General features: G+C 68.4%; 15 protein-coding genes. 6 read left to right on the forward strand and 9 right to left on the reverse strand.

Going from position 1 to position 18,287, the window contains the following annotated elements; genetic code table 11:
- Nucleotides 1-2: 2 nt before the first annotated feature.
- On the reverse strand, nucleotides 3-944 hold the full coding sequence (locus L8G49_RS15565) for a glycosyl hydrolase (RefSeq protein WP_242186682.1): 942 nt from the start codon (nucleotides 942-944) through the stop codon (nucleotides 3-5).
- Between the two features lie 188 nt (nucleotides 945-1,132).
- Between L8G49_RS15565 and L8G49_RS15570 the strand changes: the two genes are divergently transcribed.
- Nucleotides 1,133-2,389 carry a hypothetical protein gene (locus L8G49_RS15570; protein ID WP_242186683.1) on the forward strand — a complete coding sequence of 419 codons (1,257 nt, stop codon included), beginning with the start codon at nucleotides 1,133-1,135 and terminating at the stop codon, nucleotides 2,387-2,389.
- Here L8G49_RS15570 and L8G49_RS15575 read toward each other — a convergent pair.
- Complete coding sequence (locus L8G49_RS15575) at nucleotides 2,376-2,606, reverse strand: hypothetical protein (RefSeq protein ID WP_242186684.1); 231 nt, start codon at nucleotides 2,604-2,606, stop codon at nucleotides 2,376-2,378. The genes L8G49_RS15570 and L8G49_RS15575 overlap by 14 nt on opposite strands.
- 142 nt (nucleotides 2,607-2,748) lie before the next feature.
- Nucleotides 2,749-3,732, reverse strand: a complete 984-nt coding sequence (locus L8G49_RS15580) for a glycosyltransferase family A protein (RefSeq protein ID WP_347272075.1) — start codon at nucleotides 3,730-3,732, stop codon at nucleotides 2,749-2,751.
- Between the two features lie 47 nt (nucleotides 3,733-3,779).
- Between L8G49_RS15580 and L8G49_RS15585 the strand changes: the two genes are divergently transcribed.
- Nucleotides 3,780-4,757 carry a glycosyltransferase family 2 protein gene (locus L8G49_RS15585; protein ID WP_242186685.1) on the forward strand — a complete coding sequence of 326 codons (978 nt, stop codon included), beginning with the start codon at nucleotides 3,780-3,782 and terminating at the stop codon, nucleotides 4,755-4,757.
- The gene (locus L8G49_RS15590; protein ID WP_242186686.1) at nucleotides 4,754-6,256 is read left to right on the forward strand and encodes a lipopolysaccharide biosynthesis protein; all 1,503 of its coding nucleotides are present in this window, start codon (nucleotides 4,754-4,756) and stop codon (nucleotides 6,254-6,256) included. Before L8G49_RS15585 ends, L8G49_RS15590 begins: the two co-directional genes overlap by 4 nt.
- 39 nt (nucleotides 6,257-6,295) lie before the next feature.
- Here the strand turns inward: L8G49_RS15590 and L8G49_RS15595 are convergent, their stop codons facing one another.
- A complete protein-coding gene (locus tag L8G49_RS15595; RefSeq protein WP_242138295.1) occupies nucleotides 6,296-7,312 on the reverse strand; it encodes a polysaccharide pyruvyl transferase family protein in 1,017 nt (338 codons plus the stop codon).
- Between the two features lie 285 nt (nucleotides 7,313-7,597).
- Here L8G49_RS15595 and L8G49_RS15600 point away from each other — a divergent pair, with 285 nt between their 5' ends.
- A complete protein-coding gene (locus tag L8G49_RS15600; RefSeq protein WP_242186687.1) occupies nucleotides 7,598-8,632 on the forward strand; it encodes an acyltransferase in 1,035 nt (344 codons plus the stop codon).
- Here the strand turns inward: L8G49_RS15600 and L8G49_RS15605 are convergent.
- The 3 genes from L8G49_RS15605 to L8G49_RS15615 all read right to left on the reverse strand — a co-directional run bounded on the left by L8G49_RS15605 (nucleotide 8,595) and on the right by L8G49_RS15615 (nucleotide 12,532).
- The gene (locus L8G49_RS15605) at nucleotides 8,595-9,875 is read right to left on the reverse strand and encodes an MFS transporter (protein ID WP_242186688.1); all 1,281 of its coding nucleotides are present in this window, start codon (nucleotides 9,873-9,875) and stop codon (nucleotides 8,595-8,597) included. The genes L8G49_RS15600 and L8G49_RS15605 overlap by 38 nt on opposite strands.
- 114 nt (nucleotides 9,876-9,989) lie before the next feature.
- Nucleotides 9,990-12,317, reverse strand: coding sequence for a GH92 family glycosyl hydrolase (locus L8G49_RS15610; RefSeq protein WP_242186689.1), 2,328 nt, complete (start codon nucleotides 12,315-12,317; stop codon nucleotides 9,990-9,992).
- Nucleotides 12,314-12,532 carry a glycoside hydrolase family 125 protein gene (locus tag L8G49_RS15615; protein ID WP_242186690.1) on the reverse strand — a complete coding sequence of 73 codons (219 nt, stop codon included), beginning with the start codon at nucleotides 12,530-12,532 and terminating at the stop codon, nucleotides 12,314-12,316. Before L8G49_RS15615 ends, L8G49_RS15610 begins: the two co-directional genes overlap by 4 nt.
- A gap of 235 nt (nucleotides 12,533-12,767) precedes the next feature.
- On the opposite strand from L8G49_RS15615, the gene L8G49_RS15620 reads away from it, so the two are divergent.
- Together L8G49_RS15620 and L8G49_RS15625 are read left to right on the forward strand one after the other, a co-directional pair.
- Nucleotides 12,768-13,985 (forward strand): ROK family transcriptional regulator, encoded by a 1,218-nt coding sequence (locus L8G49_RS15620; protein ID WP_242186691.1) that lies wholly within the window; start codon nucleotides 12,768-12,770, stop codon nucleotides 13,983-13,985.
- A 205-nt stretch (nucleotides 13,986-14,190) separates the two neighbouring features.
- Nucleotides 14,191-15,459 (forward strand): amino acid permease, encoded by a 1,269-nt coding sequence (locus L8G49_RS15625; RefSeq protein ID WP_347272078.1) that lies wholly within the window; start codon nucleotides 14,191-14,193, stop codon nucleotides 15,457-15,459.
- Here L8G49_RS15625 and L8G49_RS15630 read toward each other — a convergent pair.
- Both L8G49_RS15630 and L8G49_RS15635 read right to left on the reverse strand, forming a co-directional pair.
- Nucleotides 15,432-17,078 carry an NAD(P)/FAD-dependent oxidoreductase gene (locus L8G49_RS15630; RefSeq protein WP_242138302.1) on the reverse strand — a complete coding sequence of 549 codons (1,647 nt, stop codon included), beginning with the start codon at nucleotides 17,076-17,078 and terminating at the stop codon, nucleotides 15,432-15,434. The genes L8G49_RS15625 and L8G49_RS15630 overlap by 28 nt on opposite strands.
- Before the next feature lie 33 nt (nucleotides 17,079-17,111).
- Nucleotides 17,112-18,275, reverse strand: a complete 1,164-nt coding sequence (locus L8G49_RS15635) for an aromatic ring-hydroxylating dioxygenase subunit alpha (RefSeq protein WP_242186693.1) — start codon at nucleotides 18,273-18,275, stop codon at nucleotides 17,112-17,114.
- Between the last annotated feature and the right edge of the window lie 12 nt (nucleotides 18,276-18,287).

Genomic DNA, 18,287 nt, shown 5'->3' on the forward strand with positions numbered 1-18,287 from the left:
GGTCAGCGCGCGAACTCGGTCTTGTACGCGGCCAATGCCTGCGGGAACTTGCCCGCCGACATGGTCGAATCATAGTCGGACGCGGTGAAATCCCAATAGCTCTGGTACGCCACGCGGTGGGTACGCATCCAGGCGGCCATGTTGTGGATGAACAGCGGGTCGTCGCCCCAGCCGTGCCCGTCGGGGCGGGTGCCCGTGCCCCATTCGGGCACGACGATCGCCTTGCCGTGCGCGGCGGCGAAGGTCGCGACCCAGTCGAGCCCGTAATTCGCGCTGAGATAGCCCTGCCAGCGCACCGCCGGGTCGGTATCCTGCGCGCGCCAGCTCTGGTTGTAGAAGTCGATGCCGATCAGGTCGACCACGTCGTCGCCCGGCCACAGCGCCTGCGGCGCGGCCGTCCCGCTGCCGAGCGACGGGTTCCACACGATCCGGAAGCGCTGCCCCGGCACCGCCCGGAGCACGCCGACGACATGGCGGAACGCGCCGACGAACGACACCGTGTCCTTGTTGCCGGACCACGGATACCAGTCGCCGTTGAATTCCCAGCCGAGCCGGATGATCGCATTCGGCTGGCCCTTGGCGACGAGCAGCGCGCCGATCTTCTGGAACTCCGCGTCATATTCGCCCGCGGCGGCGGCGCTGAGCGTGCCGCCCTTGACGATCAGCGGCAACCCGACCGCGAGCCGGTAGGGCTGGCCCTGCCAGCAGCCGAGCGCCCATTGCGCGCCGCTCTGCATCTGCGCCCAGCTTTCGGACGAGAAGAAATCGCTGACGCCGTCGAGCTTGTGCCCGATCACGCCTTCGTAGCGCGGCAACCGACCCTTGCCGTCGCAACCGGCGCCCTTGTAGACGAATTCGTGCGGGTTGGCGCTGGCGGGTGTGGCGGCGAGGGGAATGGCAGCCAGCGCGGTAGCAGCAAGCGCAATCATAGCGGTCCGGACCATAAGGCGACACTCCAGCCCGGCCGGATTGGGGAAGCAAAGCACCGGCCGGCCGGGCGGCGGCGGTGGCAATCGATCCTCGGAGGGGCTTCGTGGCGAGCCGCCGTCCGGCGTAGGGCTGTGGTCGGACAAAGCAAGCCGCTGCACTGCACAATGACATATGTATGCGACCAAGCGAGCCGGAACGCCGCATGACCACGGTCCAAGCCCTTCGACCCGCTGACTTTTCAGCAGCGTTATCGGAGCAATCCGACCGCGACAGCCGGCTGTTCGTGCACGGTACGCTGATCGCGTGCCTGATCCTGCAACGCTTCGGGACGACCGCGGCGGGGGGCGCGCTGTTCATCAGCCTGCCGCTGTTTGCCGCGCTGCTCGGCTGGGCGGTGCTCCGCGGGATCGGCACGCTGCGCGCACGGGGCGTGGCGCTCTACGCCGCCTTCGCCGCGTGGACGCTGTTGTCCACGCTCGTCGCGCTGACCGTGCCGGACGGTCGCTTCGGCGTCAGCATGACGTCGCTGCTCGCGGTCCTGCTGACCTATGGCTTCACCATCATCGGGCCGACCCTGCGGTTCGACCGGGCGACCGTATTCCGGCTGTTCCTGGCCTATACCCGCGTCATCGCCGCGGCCGGGATCGTCCAGTTCGTCGTCCAGTTCGTCGGGATCCGGATCTTCTCGTTCATGGTCACGGTGCCCGCGCTCAAGCCGGTGCTGGTCGAGCGCGAGTTCAACTTCAACCCGATCCTCCATTATGGCTCGACGATCCTGCGCTCGAACGGCTTCTTCCTGCTCGAGCCGAGCATGTTCTCGCAGGTGCTCGTGATCGCGATGGTGATCGACTATTTCATCCTCGGCCGCGTCAAATACCTGCCGCTGTATCTGGTCGCCTATCTGCTGTCCTTCTCGGGCACCGGCGCGCTGACGCTGGCGCTGGCCATCCCCTTTTATGCGTGCCTGTCGGCGCGCAATTTCGGACGCGTCGCCGGGTTCGTGGTCGCGGGCGCGGTGGCGCTGATTCTCGGCGCCTTCGCCTTTCCCGAGCAGGTCGGGTCGCTGCTCAGCCGCACCAACGAACTCAATTCTTCCGGATCGAGCGGCTATGCGCGCTTCATCGGGCCGTTCCTGCCGATCGCGGAGCTGAGCCACGAGGCGCGCATCATGGTCGGCTGGGGGCCGGGCGCGACCGAACGCTATCTCTATCATGTCGAGGGGACGGGCAATTCGATCGCCAAGCTGATCCTCGACTATGGCATCGTCGGGATCGCGGCGTTCCTCGCGCTGTTCGTGGGAACGCTGTGGCGGCGCGAGACCGCGATCCTGACGGTCGTTGCGCTCACCACCTTCGTGGTCGGCGGGGGCTATCTGTTGTTCACGCCGATGCTGGTGCTGCTGTTCCTGCTGTGCATCTGGGGCGGACCGGCGGCGGACGACGCGGTCAGAGCAGCTTGATGATCACCACCCACAGCACGATCCCGACGACCCCGGCCAGCGCCCAGGCGGTGAACGAGATCTGGCGCCCGGCCGGGACTGCGGGCGGGGGCAGGTTGGTCGTGCGTCTGGTCTCCGGAGCGGACGGGAAATCGGCCGCGCGGTGCAGCGGTTCGCGGTGCGTCGGGTCGGGATTCATCGGCTCGGGGTCGTTTCGGGTCGCTTCGTCGCCGTTCATCCCTGCCTCTCCGGTTGGCCGTTTCGTGTCTCGAACGGCTCTGTTAGTGCGACAGTGTTGCGAATTCCTGTGCTTCGACCGCGCCGCGTGCTGCTATGCTGCCAGCATAGCGAGCGGCGCACGGTTTGGCTTGCGGAATCCGCTAGGCCGGGCGGTCGGCGGCAACGTCGCGGTCGCGGAAGCGCAGTCGCGAGACCAGCGCCAGCCGCATGTGCCGCTGCAGGCTCGCCGCGACCAGCAGCGCGGCGCGTTTCGCCGAGGGTTCGAGCCGGATCGCCCCCAGCATCAACCGACGCGCCGGGCGGAAGCGGCGCATCGTGAAGTTCACCCGGCCGCATTCCCACATGTGGCTGGCACGCATCGCCAAGCTCAGTCGGCGCCATGCCGCCGCCGAAAAGCGCGCGCGGATCGCCGCGTTGCCGAGCACCGCGTCGAGCGAGGGTTGGTGGTTGGCCCAATCGACCGAAAGCCCGCCCGAAGCGCTGCCCGGCCGGACGCGCAGCGAGAACACCTCCGGTTCGGTGCCGATGAACGCAAACGTCCCCTCGGCGGCGAGCCGGCACCAGAATTCCCAGTCCTCGCTCAGTCGCAGCGCGGTATCGAACCCACCGAGCCGTTGCGCAACCGCGGTGCGAAGCAGGACGTGGCCGCCATTGGCGAGAAAATTGCCGCGCAGCATTGCCGCCAGCACGTCGCCATCGGGATAGCGGTGCAGCGCGAGCGGTTTCTGTCCCGGGTAGGGCGCACCGCTCGGCAGGATCTTGAGAAAGGTGCCGAACGCCGCGACCGCATCGGGGTGCGCATCGAGCCCGGCGGCGAGCCGCGCCAAGGCGGTCGGGTTGAGCACGTCGTCGCCGTCGAGGAACATCGTGAACCGACCGCGCGCCAGCGACAGTCCGTGGTTGCGCGCGACCGAGACTCCGGCATTCTTTTGCTGCACCAGCGAAACGCGCGGGTCGTCCAGCGTCGCGATCTCGGCGGCGGTCGCGTCGGTCGAACCGTCGTCTACGACAATCGCCTGCCAGTCGTTCCGCGACTGGGCCATGACGGACGACAGACAGGGCAAGATGAGCCCGGCGACGTTGTAAGCCGGTATAATTACCGTAATCTCGGGGTCCGACATCATGCTCCTTTCGAGCAGCGATCCCGGACACCCGATGGGAGGGAGCCGGTATGATCCAGGCCAGCGTTATCATTCCGGCCTTCAATGCCGAACAGTATATCGAGGCGACGATCGCTTCCGCAACGCAGCAAACGCACTGCGCGCTGGAGATCATTGTGGTCGACGACCGGTCGACCGACGCGACCGCCGCCATCGTCGCGCGGATCGCGCGGGACGATCCGCGCGTGTCGCTGCTCGCGTTGCCGCGCAACGGCGGGCCATCGGTCGCGCGCAACACCGGGATCCTCGCCGCGCGCGGGACGTGGATCGCGCTGCTCGACGCCGACGACAGCTTCCTGCCCGACCGGCTCGCGACGCTGATCGGGCTGGGAGTCGAGCAGGACGCCGACATGGTCGCGGACAATCTGTGGCTGGTCGATCAGGCGACCGGGGCGCAGATGCCGATGCTGCCCGAGGGCGCGCTTCCCGCGCCCGTCCGGATCGACCTGCCCGAATTCATCGCGCGCAACATCTCCACGCCCGATGCGCCGCGGCGCAATTACGGATTTCTGAAGCCGCTGATCCGGCGCGACTTCCTGATGCGTAACGCCATCCGGTACGACGAGACCGTGCGCTTCGCCGAGGATTTCGCGCTCTATGTCGAATGCCTGCGCGCGGGCGCGGGGTGGTGGCTGCATCCGACCCCGCTGTACCGCTATCTCGTCCGCGCGGATTCGCTGACGCAGGTCCAGACGACCGGCGACCTCGACGTGTTGCGCCGCCGCCAGCGATTGCTGCTCGCCGAGGCGTGCGCCGCGGGCGACACGGCGTTCGCCGCGTTGCTGCGCCGCCACCTGCGCACGATCGACCGCTGTTATTATTATCGCGGCTTTACCGACGAACTGAAGGCGCGCGCGCCGCGGGCTGCGCTCGGCTATCTGTTCGCCAGCGCGGACAGCCCGTTGCTCGTCGCGCAGGAAGGTGCGCGGCAGCTGCCGCTGATCCTGCGCAAGGCGCTCCGCGGCGGATACCGGGGCGCGGCGGCGTGAGCGGAGCCACCGTCCCGCCCGAATTCTCGCCGTCGGGCGACGCCGGGACGCTCAAGCGCCAGTCCGCGATCGGTGCCGCGATGACGATGGGCGGACAGGGCAGCAAGTTCGCGCTCCAGTTCGGCAGCCAGGTCGTGCTCGCGCGGCTCCTGCTGCCGACCGACTTCGGCTTGCTCGCGATGGTCGGCCCGCTGGTGATGGCGGCGCTGCTGCTGACCGATCTCGGGCTGTCGGCGGCGACGATCCAGCGCCCGACGATCAGCCAGAGCGAGCTGTCGAGCCTGTTCTGGCTCAACGTCGTGATCGGCGGGTGTCTGGCCGGGCTGGCGGTGGCGGCGGCACCGCTGGTCGCGGTGTTCTATGCGACACCGGCGGTGACGCCGGTGATGCGGACGATGGCGATCGCGCTGCTGTTGTCGAGCCTTGCCGCGCAGCATCTGGCATTGCTCAACCGGCGCATGCGGTTCGGCGCGATCGCGCTGATCGAGGTAGGTGCCTTGTTCGCGAGCATCGTGGTCGGGGTTGGCGGGGCGCTCGCCGGGTTCGGATATTGGTCACTTGTCGCGATGCAGGTCACGCATGGCGCGACCACCTTCACGATGGCGTTGCTGTTCTCGCGCTGGCGCCCGTCGCGCCCGGGGATCTCGCGCGATGCGCTGCATTTGCTGCGCTTCGGGGGGACGGTGACCGGCTACAATCTGCTCGGCTATCTGATCACCAACCTCGACAATATCCTGATCGGCGCGCGGTTCGGTGCCGGGCCGCTCGGTATCTACGACCGCGCGTACAAGCTGATGTTCCAGCCGCTGTGGCAGATGACCGCCCCGGCCGCGCGCGTGGCGGTGCCGCTGCTCTCGCGTCTGTCGGGCGACGCGGCGCAATATCGCGGCGCGTATCTCGCGATGCTCGGGGGCGTGCTGACGCTGACCACGCCGGGCATCCTGTGCGCGATCGTCTTCGCCAAGCCGGTGATTTTCGTGCTGCTCGGCGAGCGCTGGGTCGGCGCGGCGCCGACCTTCGCGTGGCTCGGGGTGGCGGCGCTGAGCCTGCAATTGCGGCAGGCGGCATCGTGGCTGTTCGTCAGCCAGGGGCGCGCGGCGGAGCAGTTGCGCTGGGGCGGGCTGGGGTCCGCGGCGATCATCGCGGGCTATCTGGTCGGAATCTTCTGGGGGCCGAAGGGCGTCGCGATGTCGGCGGCGATTTCGAGCGCGCTGATCCAGATCCCGATGATGTGGTGGGCGGTGACCCGGTCCGGCCCGGTGACGCGGGCGGACATGCTGCGGATGGGCGTCCCGCTGGCGGCCGCGACGGCGATCAGCGCAAGTGTCCTCGCGCTGCTGGCACAGCAGCCGGTGTGGGGCAACGTGCCGATGCTCGCACTGGCGGGCGTGCTCGCATACGCCGCGTTCATCGGCGCGCTGGCGCTGTTCCCCGGGGGCCGGATGCAGCTGGGGAAGGGCGTGGGGCTGGTCCGCAAGCTCGTCCGGCGCCGACCTTGACGTCCCCGCGCGGTTCGGCAGCAACCGCGACGGACCGGGCTAGCCGGCGCGGACCTGTGCGATCACGCGGTCGACCGCTTGTTCCAGCTGCCCCAGCCGATCGCCGAAAGTCGTGTCGTCGCTGAGGTAACTCTGCCCCTCGGCCACCGCGCGAAGCGCGCGGCTCGCCGCCGCCAGTCGGCGCCCGTCGAATCGTGTCAGCGCCGCCTTGAGCACGGCCTTCACCGCACCCGGCGCCGCGACCGAATCGATCACCGCGGGCTCCTCGCGGAAGCGGTTCCGGAAATCCGCGATCAGCGCGGCATCGTCGACCGTGGCGGCATCGGTGTGCGCGACGCTGCGGCCGCTCGCCTCGGTCAGCCGGCGGATGCGATCATACCGGAACGCCTCGAGCCGCGCGGTCGGCGGCAGCGCGACCGGGCGATACGCGACGCCGACCGACGCCGCCCAGTCACGCCATTTGAAGATGCTGACCTCGGTCGAAATCATCACCGGAACCCACGGAATGCGCAACGTGTCCGCGACGATCGCGCCGTGCATCGCCTCGGTCACGACCAGTCTGGCGCGACCATAAGCGGCGAGGATGCGATCGGGCCGCCACTGCGGATCGACGAAGTTCATCCCCGCGCGCTCGGCGGCGGCTTGCCAGCGGCTGTTCACCAGCGTTCGGTGATGCGGCATGAACAGGATCTCGTCGGGGCGCGCGGATCGTGGAACGAGGTCGGGCAACCGCGCGAGCAACGCCGCGCTGTCGGTCGCCGCGGCGGCGGGGTGGCCGACCACCTCGGCGGTGAGCGGCCCGCGCACGGCGGCATAGGTCCAGCGCGCATGATCGTCGGGCAACTGCCCATAGGCCGCGCCCGAGCCGAGCACGAACACCTGTTTTCCGGCGGTGGCGACAGTGCGAAAGCGCGCCTGGTCCAACAGGCTGCCGATGCCGACCAGCACCGTGTCGGGCGCGGCGCGGACGTCGTCCGGCAGGACGCGCGGCCAGATCAGCTCGTTGAGGTCGTCGCCGAAATTGCCGACGGGGTCCTTGTAATAGACGATCTGCATTGAAGTTCCTGTCCCACCCGGTGGCCTGCAGCGATGCGCGCCGGAACGCGCGTCGATCGGCCCGTTAGCGACGCAGGCACCGTTCCGGCATGCACCGACGTATCGTTATACCGCAGCGCAACATGTTCCAAAGTGCAAGCAAGATCTGCCAGCCGCAGGACGTTCCGTGTGATTTTCGCGTTCGTTTCGAGATGTTTCGTATTTGTGGCGGATCGATTTGCGGAAAGCCATTCCAGTGTTCGGAGGGACTTACACGCGACCTGTGATCGTCTATGCTGCGCTGCAATGAAACGTTTGCCGGGAATTCAATATTTGCGGGGTGGCGCCGCTTGCGCCGTCGTCCTGTACCATGCGGCGGATCGCGCGCAGGTTCCGCTGCGGATCGGCGAAGCCGGGGTCGACCTGTTCTTCGTGCTCAGCGGTTTTCTGATGTGGGCGATTACCGATGCCGCCAGCCGGCCTGGCCCGTTCCTGGTGGACCGCGCCAAGCGGATCGTGCCGAGCTACTGGATCGTGACCTCGGTGATGGTGGCCGGCGCGCTGTGCGGGCTGTTTCCCGCGGTGCGGCTTACCGTTGGCCATGTGGTGTCGTCTTATGCGTTCCTGCCAGCGATCTCGCCCAGCAACGGGGCGGTCTGGCCGCTGCTCGTCCCCGGCTGGACGCTGAATTACGAGGCGGGGTTCTACGCGCTGTTCGCGCTCGCGCTTATGCTGCCGCGCGGGCTCCAGCTTGGCGCAATGACCGTCGCCTTGCTGGTCCTCGCCCTGGCGCATCCGCTGGTCGATCGGGAACAGGTCGCGCTGTATTTCTATACCGACCCCCATATCCTGGAGTTTCTCGGCGGGCTGTGGCTCGCACAGATCTGGCAGGGCAGGACGTTCGGCAGACGGGCGGCCGGCCCCGCGCTGATCGCGCTGACCGTGGGGCTGTTCGCGCTTGCGTCCGTGCTGCCGACGGAATGGCCCAAGGCGCTCCGCTATGGCGCGCCCGCGCTGACGTGCGTCGCGGCGATGCTGGTCCATGAACGCCGTGGCGCCGGGGTGCCGGACGTGCCGTGGCTCAGGCTGCTGGGGGATGCCAGCTATTCCATCTATCTGTGGCATACGTTGATCATCTCGGTGACCGCGAAGGTTGCCGCCCGGCTGCAGCTCGGCGCGGGGCTCGCCATCACGCTCCATTGCGTCGCCGGGATCGCGATCGGACTGCTCGCCTATCGCTGCATCGAACGGCCAATCATCGGTTTTTTCCGACGGTCCGGTGGCCGGGCCGCGGGTCTTGCGCCTACCGTCGGTCGAGGAGCGTCAGCCCGGCCAGACTGAGCAGGCCGGCGACGACGAGGTACAGGCCCACCAGCGGCAGCCCGCCGCGGATCGCCAGCATTTGCGCCGCGATCGGTGCCAGCGCGCCGCCCAAGATGCCCCCGAGATTGAAGGTGATCGAAACGCCGGTGTAGCGCACCCCGGAGTCGAACAGCGACGGCAGCCAGCCGCCGAGTGGTCCATAGGCGAAACCCATCGCGAACAACGACAGGGCAAGCCAGGCGAACACGATCCACAGCGAGGCCGAGCCCAGCATCGGCCCCATCAGCAGGCCCGATGCGACGCACCCGACGAAGCCCCAGCGGAGCATCCTGGCGGCGCCCGTCCGATCGGCCAGCGTGCAGGACACGATGACGCCCAGCGCCAGGAACAGGATCGCGCCGATCTCAAGCCCTAGGAACGCCTGCCGACCATGACCGAGCGTCGTGGTGCCATAGCTGAGCGCAAAGGCCGTGGTCAGGTAGAATAAGGCAAAACACGCCACCACGCCGACCGTACCCGCCACGGTCGCGCGCAGGTGGTGGCGGAACAGCTGAGCGATCGGAACCCGGGGCAGCGCGTCGCGGGCGGCAGCCTCGCGGAACGCCGGGGTCTCGGTGAGCTTTAGCCGGACCCACAGGCCCAGCCCGACCAGGACCGAACTGGCGAGAAACGGCAGCCGCCAGCCCCATTCGCGGAATTGCTGGTCGCTCAGCACCGCGCCGAGCAGCAGGAAGAAGCCGTTCGCCGCGATGAAGCCGATCGGCGCCCCCAGCGGCGGGAACATTCCCCACCGGTTTTCCTGCCCGGCCGGCGCGTTTTCGACCGCCAGCAGCGAAGCGCCGCCCCATTCGCCACCAAGCCCCAGTCCCTGTCCGAACCGCAACAGGCACAGCAGCAACGGGGCGACCCAGCCGATCTGGGCATGGCCGGGCAGGAACGCGATCGCCACGGTCGACCCGCCCATCAGCATCAGCGACGCGACCAGCGTCGACTTGCGCCCGAGCCGGTCGCCAAAGTGCCCGAACACCACCGCCCCCAGGGGCCGCGCGAAGAAGGCGAGGCCGAAGCTCGCGTAGGACGCCAGCAACTGCAACGCCGGATCGTCCGCGGGGAAGAACAGCGGACCGAACACCAGCGCGGCGGCCGTGGCATAGATGTAGAAGTCGTAGAATTCGACCGACGTTCCGATCAGGCTGGCCAGCAGGATACGGCGCGTGGATGCGGGCGTGGACGCGGGGGCGGGGGCAAGCGCAGGGGTCATCCAGGCGTTCCTATCGCGCCGCGCGCGCCGTGTCGAAGGGGCAGGCACCTCGGGGGGCACGCGATCCTTCCCGATCGTCGCCCCGGCGCCATGCCGGGGTGACGCGCGGGTCGATCAGGCGTGCGCGGCCGAGGGTGGGCGATCGGCGGTGCCCGCGCCGAAGCGGGATGGCTTTGCACCCATGGTGAATTCCAGGTCGCCACCCTGGACGACGTCCGCATGCGCGATCCAGTTCCTGGTCCATGGCTTCCCGTTCCAGCGGACCGACTGGACATAGGGCCGGTCCGGCGCGTTGCCGATCGCGCGGACGCGCAGCGTCCTGCCCGCGCCGACCTTTACGTCGACGGTGTCGAACAGCGGCGATCCGAAGACATAGATTCCCGTGGTCGGATCGACCGGGTAGAAGCCGAGCGCCGACAGGATGAACCATGCGCTCATCTGGCCGCAATCGTCGTTGCCGATCACGCCGTCGGGGTCGTCCTTGTACATTTCGGTGCACAGGCGGCGGACCATCGCCTGGGTTTTCCACGGCGCGCCGGCATAGGCGTACAAATATGCCGCGTGGTGATCGGGTTCGTTGCCGTGCGCATATTGCCCGACCAGGCCGGCGATATCAGGCGGTGCGTTGGCCGGGAGGGTGGAAGGGGCGTTGAAGAAGGAATCGATCTTGGCCTCATAGGCCGTGTCGCCGCCCATGTGCGCGATCATGCCGTAGATGTCGTGCTGGTTGAGGAAGGTCGCCTGCCAGCCATTGGCCTCGGTATAATCGCGCCAGCGGGGTTCCGGCATGTGGCCGAGCTGGATCGGATCGTACGGCGTCCACCATGTGCCGTCGGCGAAGCGCGGCCGCGCAAAACCGATCGCGGGATCGATCACGTTGCGCCAATTGCCGCTGCGCTTGCGCAGCGCGGCGGCATCTTCGCGCGCGCCGATCGCGTCAGCGAGAGCGGCCATCGCATGGTCGTCATACGCATATTCCTGCGTCCGGCTGACCGCTTCGCGGATCTTGTCGGCGGGAATATAACCGAGCTTCATATAGTGATCGCGGCCGAGCGTCGCGAGACTGTCCTGATAGCCCGGGTCGAACGCGCGCTTTCGGATGTTGGGCCAGGCGGCGGCATAATCGGCCTTGATGCCCTTGGCATGCGCCTCGGCCAGCACGACGACCGAATGCCACCCGTTCATGCATCCGGTCTCGAACCCTTGGAGCGGCCAGGTCGGCGGGCCGTAGGGGCTTTGCTGCGTCTGGCGGATCAGGTCGTGGACGAAGCGTTCCGCCATGTCGGGGCGCACCAGCGTCAGCAACGGGTGCAGCGCGCGATAGGTGTCCCACAGCGAATAGGCACTGTAGGCGCGTTGGTCCGCCGGCAGGGTGTGGACCTGCTGGTCCAGCCCGACGTAGCGCCCGTCGCGGTCGCTGAACAGGGTCGGACCCATCAGCGTATGGTACAGGGCGCTGGCCATGATGGTCCGCTGCGCCGGCGTTCCCCCCGCAACCCGCACGAGATCGAGCTCCCCCGCCCAGATGCGACGCGCGGCGGTGCAGGCCCGGTCGAACGCCCAGCCCGGCGCCTCGGCCAGGGCCGCGCGCGCGCCAGCGACGTCCACGGCGGAAATGCCCGTCTTGACCAGGATCGGCGCAGATCCGGCGTCGTCGAAGAACAGCGCGACCTTGAGCCTGTGCCCCGTTACCCCGCGCGCCCCGGCGGCGACGGGTCGGTCGTCGTCGCCATAGAATTGGACCCGGTCGGGGTTGCGGGAGAGCTGCAGCGCGAAGTGGATACGGCGTCCTTCCGCCCAGCGAAACACCTGCCGGCTTCCGGTCAGCACCCCGTCGCCCCCAAGCGCGAGCGCCGCGTCCTCGATCCGGATCAGTTCGGCTTCGCTCTCCTGCTTGCAGTGCGCGAAGTCGATCAGGATATGACCGGGGCCCTTGGCGAAGGTGTAGCGGTGGAGCCCGGTACGCTCGGTCGTGGTGAGTTCGGCCAGGACGCCGGATTCGAGCTTCACCCGGTAATACCCCGGCTCGGCATGTTCGTCGCTATAGCGCTGGCGATAGCCCGAGTCCGGGTTCTCGCGCGGCCCGGAGACGAGCTTCAGCGGTGCGCGGGTGGGGACGACCAGCACGTCGAGCATGTCGCCGATCCCGGTGCCCGACAGGTGGGTGTGGCTGAACCCCATGATGGAGCGGTCGGACTGGTGATAGCCCGAGCACGCATCCCATCCGAAATTGTTGGTGTCCGGCGACAGCTGGACCATCCCGAACGGCAAGGTCGCGCCGGGAAAGGTATGGCCATGCCCGCCGCTGCCGACGAACAGATCGGGCGTCGTCGCCTTCGGCGACTGGGCGAGGACCGCGGCGGGAGCGGCGGCGGGAACGGCGGCGGCGAAGGCGGCGAGGGCGGTGCCCCCGAGCAGCTCGCGACGATTGGCGCGGATCAAGCGATGATCTCCTGAAACGAGGGGGGTGGGTCGCCGAACACGCCGTTGGCCCGGGCGGACCACGGCCGTGAAAAACCTGTCGGATCGTCCTTGTCGAACGGCTCGTGGCTAAAACCGGTGCCGGCGTCGGTGGTCTCGCGCCAGCGCGGGCGCGGGCGGACTTCGCCGTCCTCCGGACCCGGCGCGCCTGGACAAATCGGTGTAGCGGCCGCCACCAACTCTCTCCTCGTTTCCCGTCATCGCCCGGGACCGCTTCGCGGCCGCCCGCTGGTCCTGTCGCGAGCCGTCGTCGTCTCGCCCAGGCCGGGGATGATCTTGCACCGAGGCTAGGACGGCATATCAGCGCGATCAAGCTAATTAATAAATTTGATTTTGTTTGCGAGGACGCCCGAAGCATTTGGTGACTTCGCTTCGCCGCACCGTGTAACGATGCGTCGGAAAGGGAGTTTGATGAGTGCAGAATCCGTCCGGGAAACGCGGGGCGCGCGGCTGGCCGTCTCGCTGTCCGGGACCAACCTGGCCCGTGCGAGCGATTATAACCAGCGCGTGGTGCTCCAGGCGATCCGGACCAGTCAGGAGACGACCCGGGTCGACCTGTGCCGGACGACCGGGCTTACCGCGCCGACGATCGCCAACATCACGCGCCGGCTGATCGATGCCGGGCTGGTCAAGGAGATCGGCCGCCTGCAGGGGCCGCGCGGGCAGCCTGCGATCCGGCTGACGATCGAGCCGCTCGGCTGCCTGACGATCGGTCTCAACATCGACCGCGACCATCTGACGCTCGTGGCGCTCGATCTCGCCGGAGAGGTGCGGGGGCGGATCGGACGCGACGTCGCCTTCGCCTTGCCCGAGGATGTGGTCGCGTTCGTCAAGGGCGCGCTCGACCCGCTGTTGGCGATGGCGGGGGTGGGGCGGGATCGCGTGATCGGGGTCGGTGTTGCGGTGCCCGACGATCTGGGATCGATCGCGCTTCCCGGCCGGCCGCCCACCTATGAGGACTGGATCGGTCTCTCGATCCCGGCCCTGCTCGCGCCGGTGCTGCCCTGGCCGGTGCTGGTCGACAATGATGCGGCGGCGGCGGCGGTCGGGGAATCGCAGTCGGGCATGGGGCGTTCGGTCTCGAGCTTCTTCTACATCCTGATCAATTCGGGACTCGGCGGCGGGTTGATGATCGATCGGCATTATGTCGAAGGCGCGAACCGCCGCAGTGCGGAACTCGGCCTGCTCCCGGACATGACCAGCGGCGTCCCCGGCGCGGTCGTGCAGGATGTCGTCTCGCTGTCCGCGCTGCTGCACTATCTCGCGACCGCTGGCTTCGGCGTGGCCAGCCCGGACGACATCGATCATTCCGATCCGGGTGTGCAGGCGGTGCTGGACCGCTGGGTCGACGTGGCCGCCCGGGCGCTGGTCGCGCCGCTCGTCAACATCAACTGCCTGATCGATCCGCATGCAATCATCATCGGCGGGCGGCTGTCGGAACGTCTCGTCGACGCGCTGATCGCGCGCCTCCACGTGCAACTGGCCGAGATGGCCCTGCCCGCGATGGCGCCCGTCATCCGTGCCGGGCTGGCGGGCGATGCGCCAGTGATCGGCGCGGCGTTGCTGCCGTTCCTCGACCAGTTGCTGCCGTCGGACGCGACGTTGATGCAGGTCCGGCAGGGCGGCTGAACCCGCCTGGGGCTGCGCGCGATGCCCGCGCGCGGCATCCGCTGCGATCGCGCAGGGGCGGGAGGATGTCGGCGGCATCCCGGGCCATGCGGTCCCGGCGATCCGAAACGGGCCGTCCTTCCGGCACGCCGTCGCGCGGTCGCGGCGCTGCCTCTGGCATGGGCGCGCAAGGCGTGCTCAACTCGGTTGCGAAGGGGGTGATCGTATCGCTTCGCCATCGCAACGCCCGTTCGGATTCTGGACCGCGACCGCGCTGGTGGTCGGCGGCATGATCGGCTCGGGCATCTTCGTCCTGCCCGGGCAGCTTGCGCCCTATGGCTGGACGAGCGTCGCGGCGTGGATCGCCGGGATCGCGGGCGCGATGCTGATCGCCTGGGTCCTTGCCCGACTGACGGTCGCGTTCCCGGGCGCGACCGGCGTCGTCGCGATCTGCGGCGAGGGGCTCGGTCCGGTGTGCGGGGTGCTCGTCGGCTGGAGCTATTGGGTCGGGATATGGTCGGCCAATGCGGTGATCGCGCTGACCGCGGTGCGATATCTCGCGCAGTTCGTGCCCGCTCTCGCCGCGACCACGCTGTCGCTGGCGGTATCGGCGACCGGGTTGATCTGGCTGCTGACGCTGCTCAATCTCGGTGGCGCACGGCTTGCGGGGCTGTTCCAGGTGACGACGACGGTGCTCAAGCTGCTGCCGCTCGTCGCGGTGTTGCTGATCCTGGCGGGGGTGGCCCTGACCGCCGGCCATGGCGCCCCCGCCGCGGCACGGCCGGGGTTCGCCTGGGCTGAGCTGACCCCGGCGCTGACGCTCGCCTTTTTCGCGATCGTCGGGTTCGAGGCTGCCAGCGTCGCGGCCGAACGCGTCCGCGATCCCGCGCGCAACGTGGTCCGCGCGACGCTGTTCGGCCTCGCCCTGACCGGCGTGCTGTACATCATCGTGTGCAGCGGGATCATCTTCGTGCTGCCGACGGCGCCGCTGGCGGCGGCGCAGGCGCCGTTCGCGCTGTTCGTCGCGACCTATTGGGGTGGCGGGGCAGGCCTGGCCACCGCCGCCTTTGCCGCCATCGCGGCGATCGGCGCCCTCAACGGCTGGACGCTGGTGCAGGGCGAAGTGCCGCTCGGCATGGCGCGCGCCGGCCTGCTTCCGCGCTGGATCGGGCGGACGAGCGCGCGCGACGTGCCGATCGCGATGCTGCTGGTGTCGAGCGCGCTGGCGAGCCTGCTGGTCCTGTCCAACGCGACCCGTTCGCTCGGCGGGCTGCTCGACTTCATGCTGCGGCTGACCGCGGCGGCGACGATCTGGCTGTATGTCGGCGCGTGCCTGACCGCGTTGATCAAGCGGATCGTGCCCGCCGCCGCCGCCGCCGGGCTCGCCTTCGCGGGCTGGGCGCTGTGGGGCGCGGGCCTGGAAGCGGTCGGCCTCAGCCTGGGGCTGATGGTGACCGCGCTGCCGCTCTACCTGCTGCGCGTCGCGCCGGACTGACCGAACAGCCGCCCGACGAGGCTGCGGTCGCGCAGGATTTCGTGCGCGGCATTGTGCCCCGGCGCGCCCGTCACGCCGCCGCCCGGATGTGTTCCCGATCCGCACATGTACAGCCCCGCGATCGGCCCGCGATAGTCGCCGTGGCCAAGCATCGGGCGCGCAGCCCATAATTGGTCGAGCCCCATCGTGCCGTGAAAGATGTCGCCCCCGATCAGCCCGAACTTGCGTTCGAGATCGAGCGGGGAATGGATCTGCCGCGCGATCACGGATTTCCTGAAGTTCGGGGCATGCGCGGTGACGGTATCGATGATGAGATCGGCCACCTCCTCGCGCGCATCGTCCCACGACCGCGCACTGCCGTCGGGACGGGGCGGCAGCGTCGGGGCGAACTGCTGGCAGAACAGGCTGGCGATATGCTGTCCCGGCGGGGCGAGGCTGTCGTCGACCGTAGTGGGCAGCTTCATCTCTACGATCGGCTGTTTCGACCAGCCATGCTGCTGTGCATCGAGAAACGCCTGGTCCATATAGTCCATCCCCGGCGCGATGATGATCCCGGCGGTGTGGTGTTCCGCCTTGTCCTTGCCGGGCAGCACGGTGAAATCGGGAAGCTCGGACAGCGCGACGTTCATCCGGAAGGTGCCGCTGCCGGTCTTGAAGCCGTCGATCCGCCGCTTGAAGTCGGCGGGCAGATCGGCCGGGTCGACCATCTGGCGGTACAGCAGTGCGGGGCCGACATTCGCCGCGACGATTCTGGCGGCGATCTCCTCGCCGCTATCGAGCCGCACGCCGGCGACCTTGCCGCCCTCGGTCAGCAGCGTGGCGACGGGCGCCTCGAGACTGATCTCGACCCCGGCCTCGACGCAGGCCTGCGCCATCGCCTGGGTGATCGCGCCCATTCCCCCGACCGAATGGCCCCAGGCGCCATATTTGCCGTTCACCTCGCCGAAGACATGGTGGAGCAGGACATAGGCGCTCCCCGGGGTCGACACCCCGGCGTAATTGCCGACGACGGCGTCGAAGGCGAACGCCGACTTCACGTGGTCGTCCTCGAACCAGCCGTCCAGGAAATCGCGCGCGGACTTGGTGAAGACGTCGAGCAGATCGCGTTGCTGTTCGATCCCCATCTTCGCGACCGGCCAGCCCTGCGCGGCACCGGCGAGCAGCGCGCGCAGCCCGCCGCCGACATTGGGCGGTGTCTTCAGCGCAAGGTCGCGCAACACCTGCGCGACCTTTTCGAGCGCGGCGTCATAGGCGGGATAGGCGTCGGCATCCTTCCGGCTGAAGCGGGCGAACTGCGCCTGCGTTCGCGCGGTCCCGCCACCGAGCGTGAGGTAGGTGTCGGGAAAGGGGAAGAAGTTGCTGATCGTCCGTTCGATGATGCGAAAGCCGCGATCGTGCAGCTTCATGTCCGCGATCACCTTGGGGCGCAGCAGGCTGACCGTGTAGCTGGCGGTGGAATTGCGGAAGCCAGGGTGGAATTCCTCGGTCACCGCCGCGCCGCCGACGACCGCGCGCCGCTCCAGGATCCGCACCTTGAGCCCCGCGCGCGCCAGATAGAAGGCGCAGACCAGCCCGTTATGTCCCCCACCGATGATCAGCGCATCATAGCTCTTGGTCATGTGTGGCCCATCCTTCTGTCGCCCATCGGTCTGTCATCTGCGCGACCAGCCGGGCGCGGGGGGGCGGTGCAGGCGCGCTTCCGGGATGCGCTCGCGGATCTTGCGCGCGAAGCTGCGCAGGCACACCTCGCTCCGGCCGATCGGCCCGGCGGTGTAGCTGTGCGAGGCCATCCCCTGCTGGACGCGTTCGATCAGCCACGTGTCCTCGGCGTTGACGACGCGGTTGATCCGCCAGTTGGCATAGCGCACCAGCGTCATCGCGCGACGATCGTCGGGCAGGGCGAACGTCATCTCGCGCAGCACGCTGGTGGTGGGACTGAGCGGCAGCCACTGCATGAAATCGATCTGGTCCGCGTACAGGTCGAACGCCATGTTCGGCCACAGCTTGAAATAGAGCCACAGCCGCTGGTTCGCCGCGGGCAGATGGTCGACCGGCGGCAAGTGCGTCTGATAGAAGCGCTCCCACGGATTGTCGGACGGGCGGTCGACGATCTGTCCCGACATCTTGTCGACATAGGGATGCGCCTCGATCGCATAGCTCTTGCCAAACAGGCGGGTCAGCCCGTCATGCGCGACCGGGATGTGGAGATTGTCCGAATAATTGTCCCCGACATTCTTCCAGTTGACCGCGCGCGCGCGCAGCCGGACCGGGGCGAGCGCGTGCATCTGCTCGATGCGATACGGCGCGATCTGCGCGTCATAGGGCGCCATCATCGCCGCCACCGACGGCCCGTCGCCCTCCAGCCGAACGAACACGAAGCCGTGCCACAGCTCGATCTCGACCGGGGCGAGGCCATGCTCCTCGAGCTGGAGCGCGGGGTAATCCCGCCGCATCGGCACGCCCGACAGGCGACCGTCGGTCTCATAGGTCCAGGCATGATAGGGACAGACGAACTTCCGCGCGCACCCCCGTGGCCCCTCGACCAGCCGCATCGCCCGGTGGCGGCAGACGTTGGCGAACGCGCGGATCCGTCGGTCATCGCCGCGCACGACGATGACGCTCTCGCCGAGATAGTCGATCGTGTGGAAATCGCCCGGGTCGGCGACGTCGTTCTGGTGGCAGACGATCTGCCAGGACGGCCGTAGGACGCGCGCCAGTTCCACGGCATGATATTCGGGATCGGTATAGAGCCAGCCGGGCAGGCTCCAGTCGGCATCCGGATCGGGCGCTGCGATGTCGGCGAAACGGCGCGCCATGGCGGGCTCCAA

The sequence above is a fragment of the Sphingomonas sp. CARO-RG-8B-R24-01 genome (assembly GCF_022662295.1).
GTDB lineage: Bacteria > Pseudomonadota > Alphaproteobacteria > Sphingomonadales > Sphingomonadaceae > Sphingomonas.

Bases quoted from the DNA above. Each gene is read 5' to 3' on its own strand.
- L8G49_RS15620 (WP_242186691.1), top strand. From the start codon at position 12,768: ATGAGTGCAGAATCCGTCCGGGAAACGCGGGGCGCGCGGCTGGCCGTC.
- L8G49_RS15570 (WP_242186683.1), top strand. From the start codon at position 1,133: ATGACCACGGTCCAAGCCCTTCGACCCGCTGACTTTTCAGCAGCGTTA.
- L8G49_RS15635 (WP_242186693.1), bottom strand. From the start codon at position 18,275: ATGGCGCGCCGTTTCGCCGACATCGCAGCGCCCGATCCGGATGCCGAC.
- L8G49_RS15595 (WP_242138295.1), bottom strand. From the start codon at position 7,312: ATGCAGATCGTCTATTACAAGGACCCCGTCGGCAATTTCGGCGACGAC.
- L8G49_RS15630 (WP_242138302.1), bottom strand. From the start codon at position 17,078: ATGACCAAGAGCTATGATGCGCTGATCATCGGTGGGGGACATAACGGG.
- L8G49_RS15575 (WP_242186684.1), bottom strand. From the start codon at position 2,606: ATGAACGGCGACGAAGCGACCCGAAACGACCCCGAGCCGATGAATCCC.
- L8G49_RS15600 (WP_242186687.1), top strand. From the start codon at position 7,598: ATGAAACGTTTGCCGGGAATTCAATATTTGCGGGGTGGCGCCGCTTGC.
- L8G49_RS15605 (WP_242186688.1), bottom strand. From the start codon at position 9,875: ATGACCCCTGCGCTTGCCCCCGCCCCCGCGTCCACGCCCGCATCCACG.
- L8G49_RS15580 (WP_347272075.1), bottom strand. From the start codon at position 3,732: ATGATGTCGGACCCCGAGATTACGGTAATTATACCGGCTTACAACGTC.
- L8G49_RS15585 (WP_242186685.1), top strand. From the start codon at position 3,780: ATGATCCAGGCCAGCGTTATCATTCCGGCCTTCAATGCCGAACAGTAT.
- L8G49_RS15565 (WP_242186682.1), bottom strand. From the start codon at position 944: ATGGTCCGGACCGCTATGATTGCGCTTGCTGCTACCGCGCTGGCTGCC.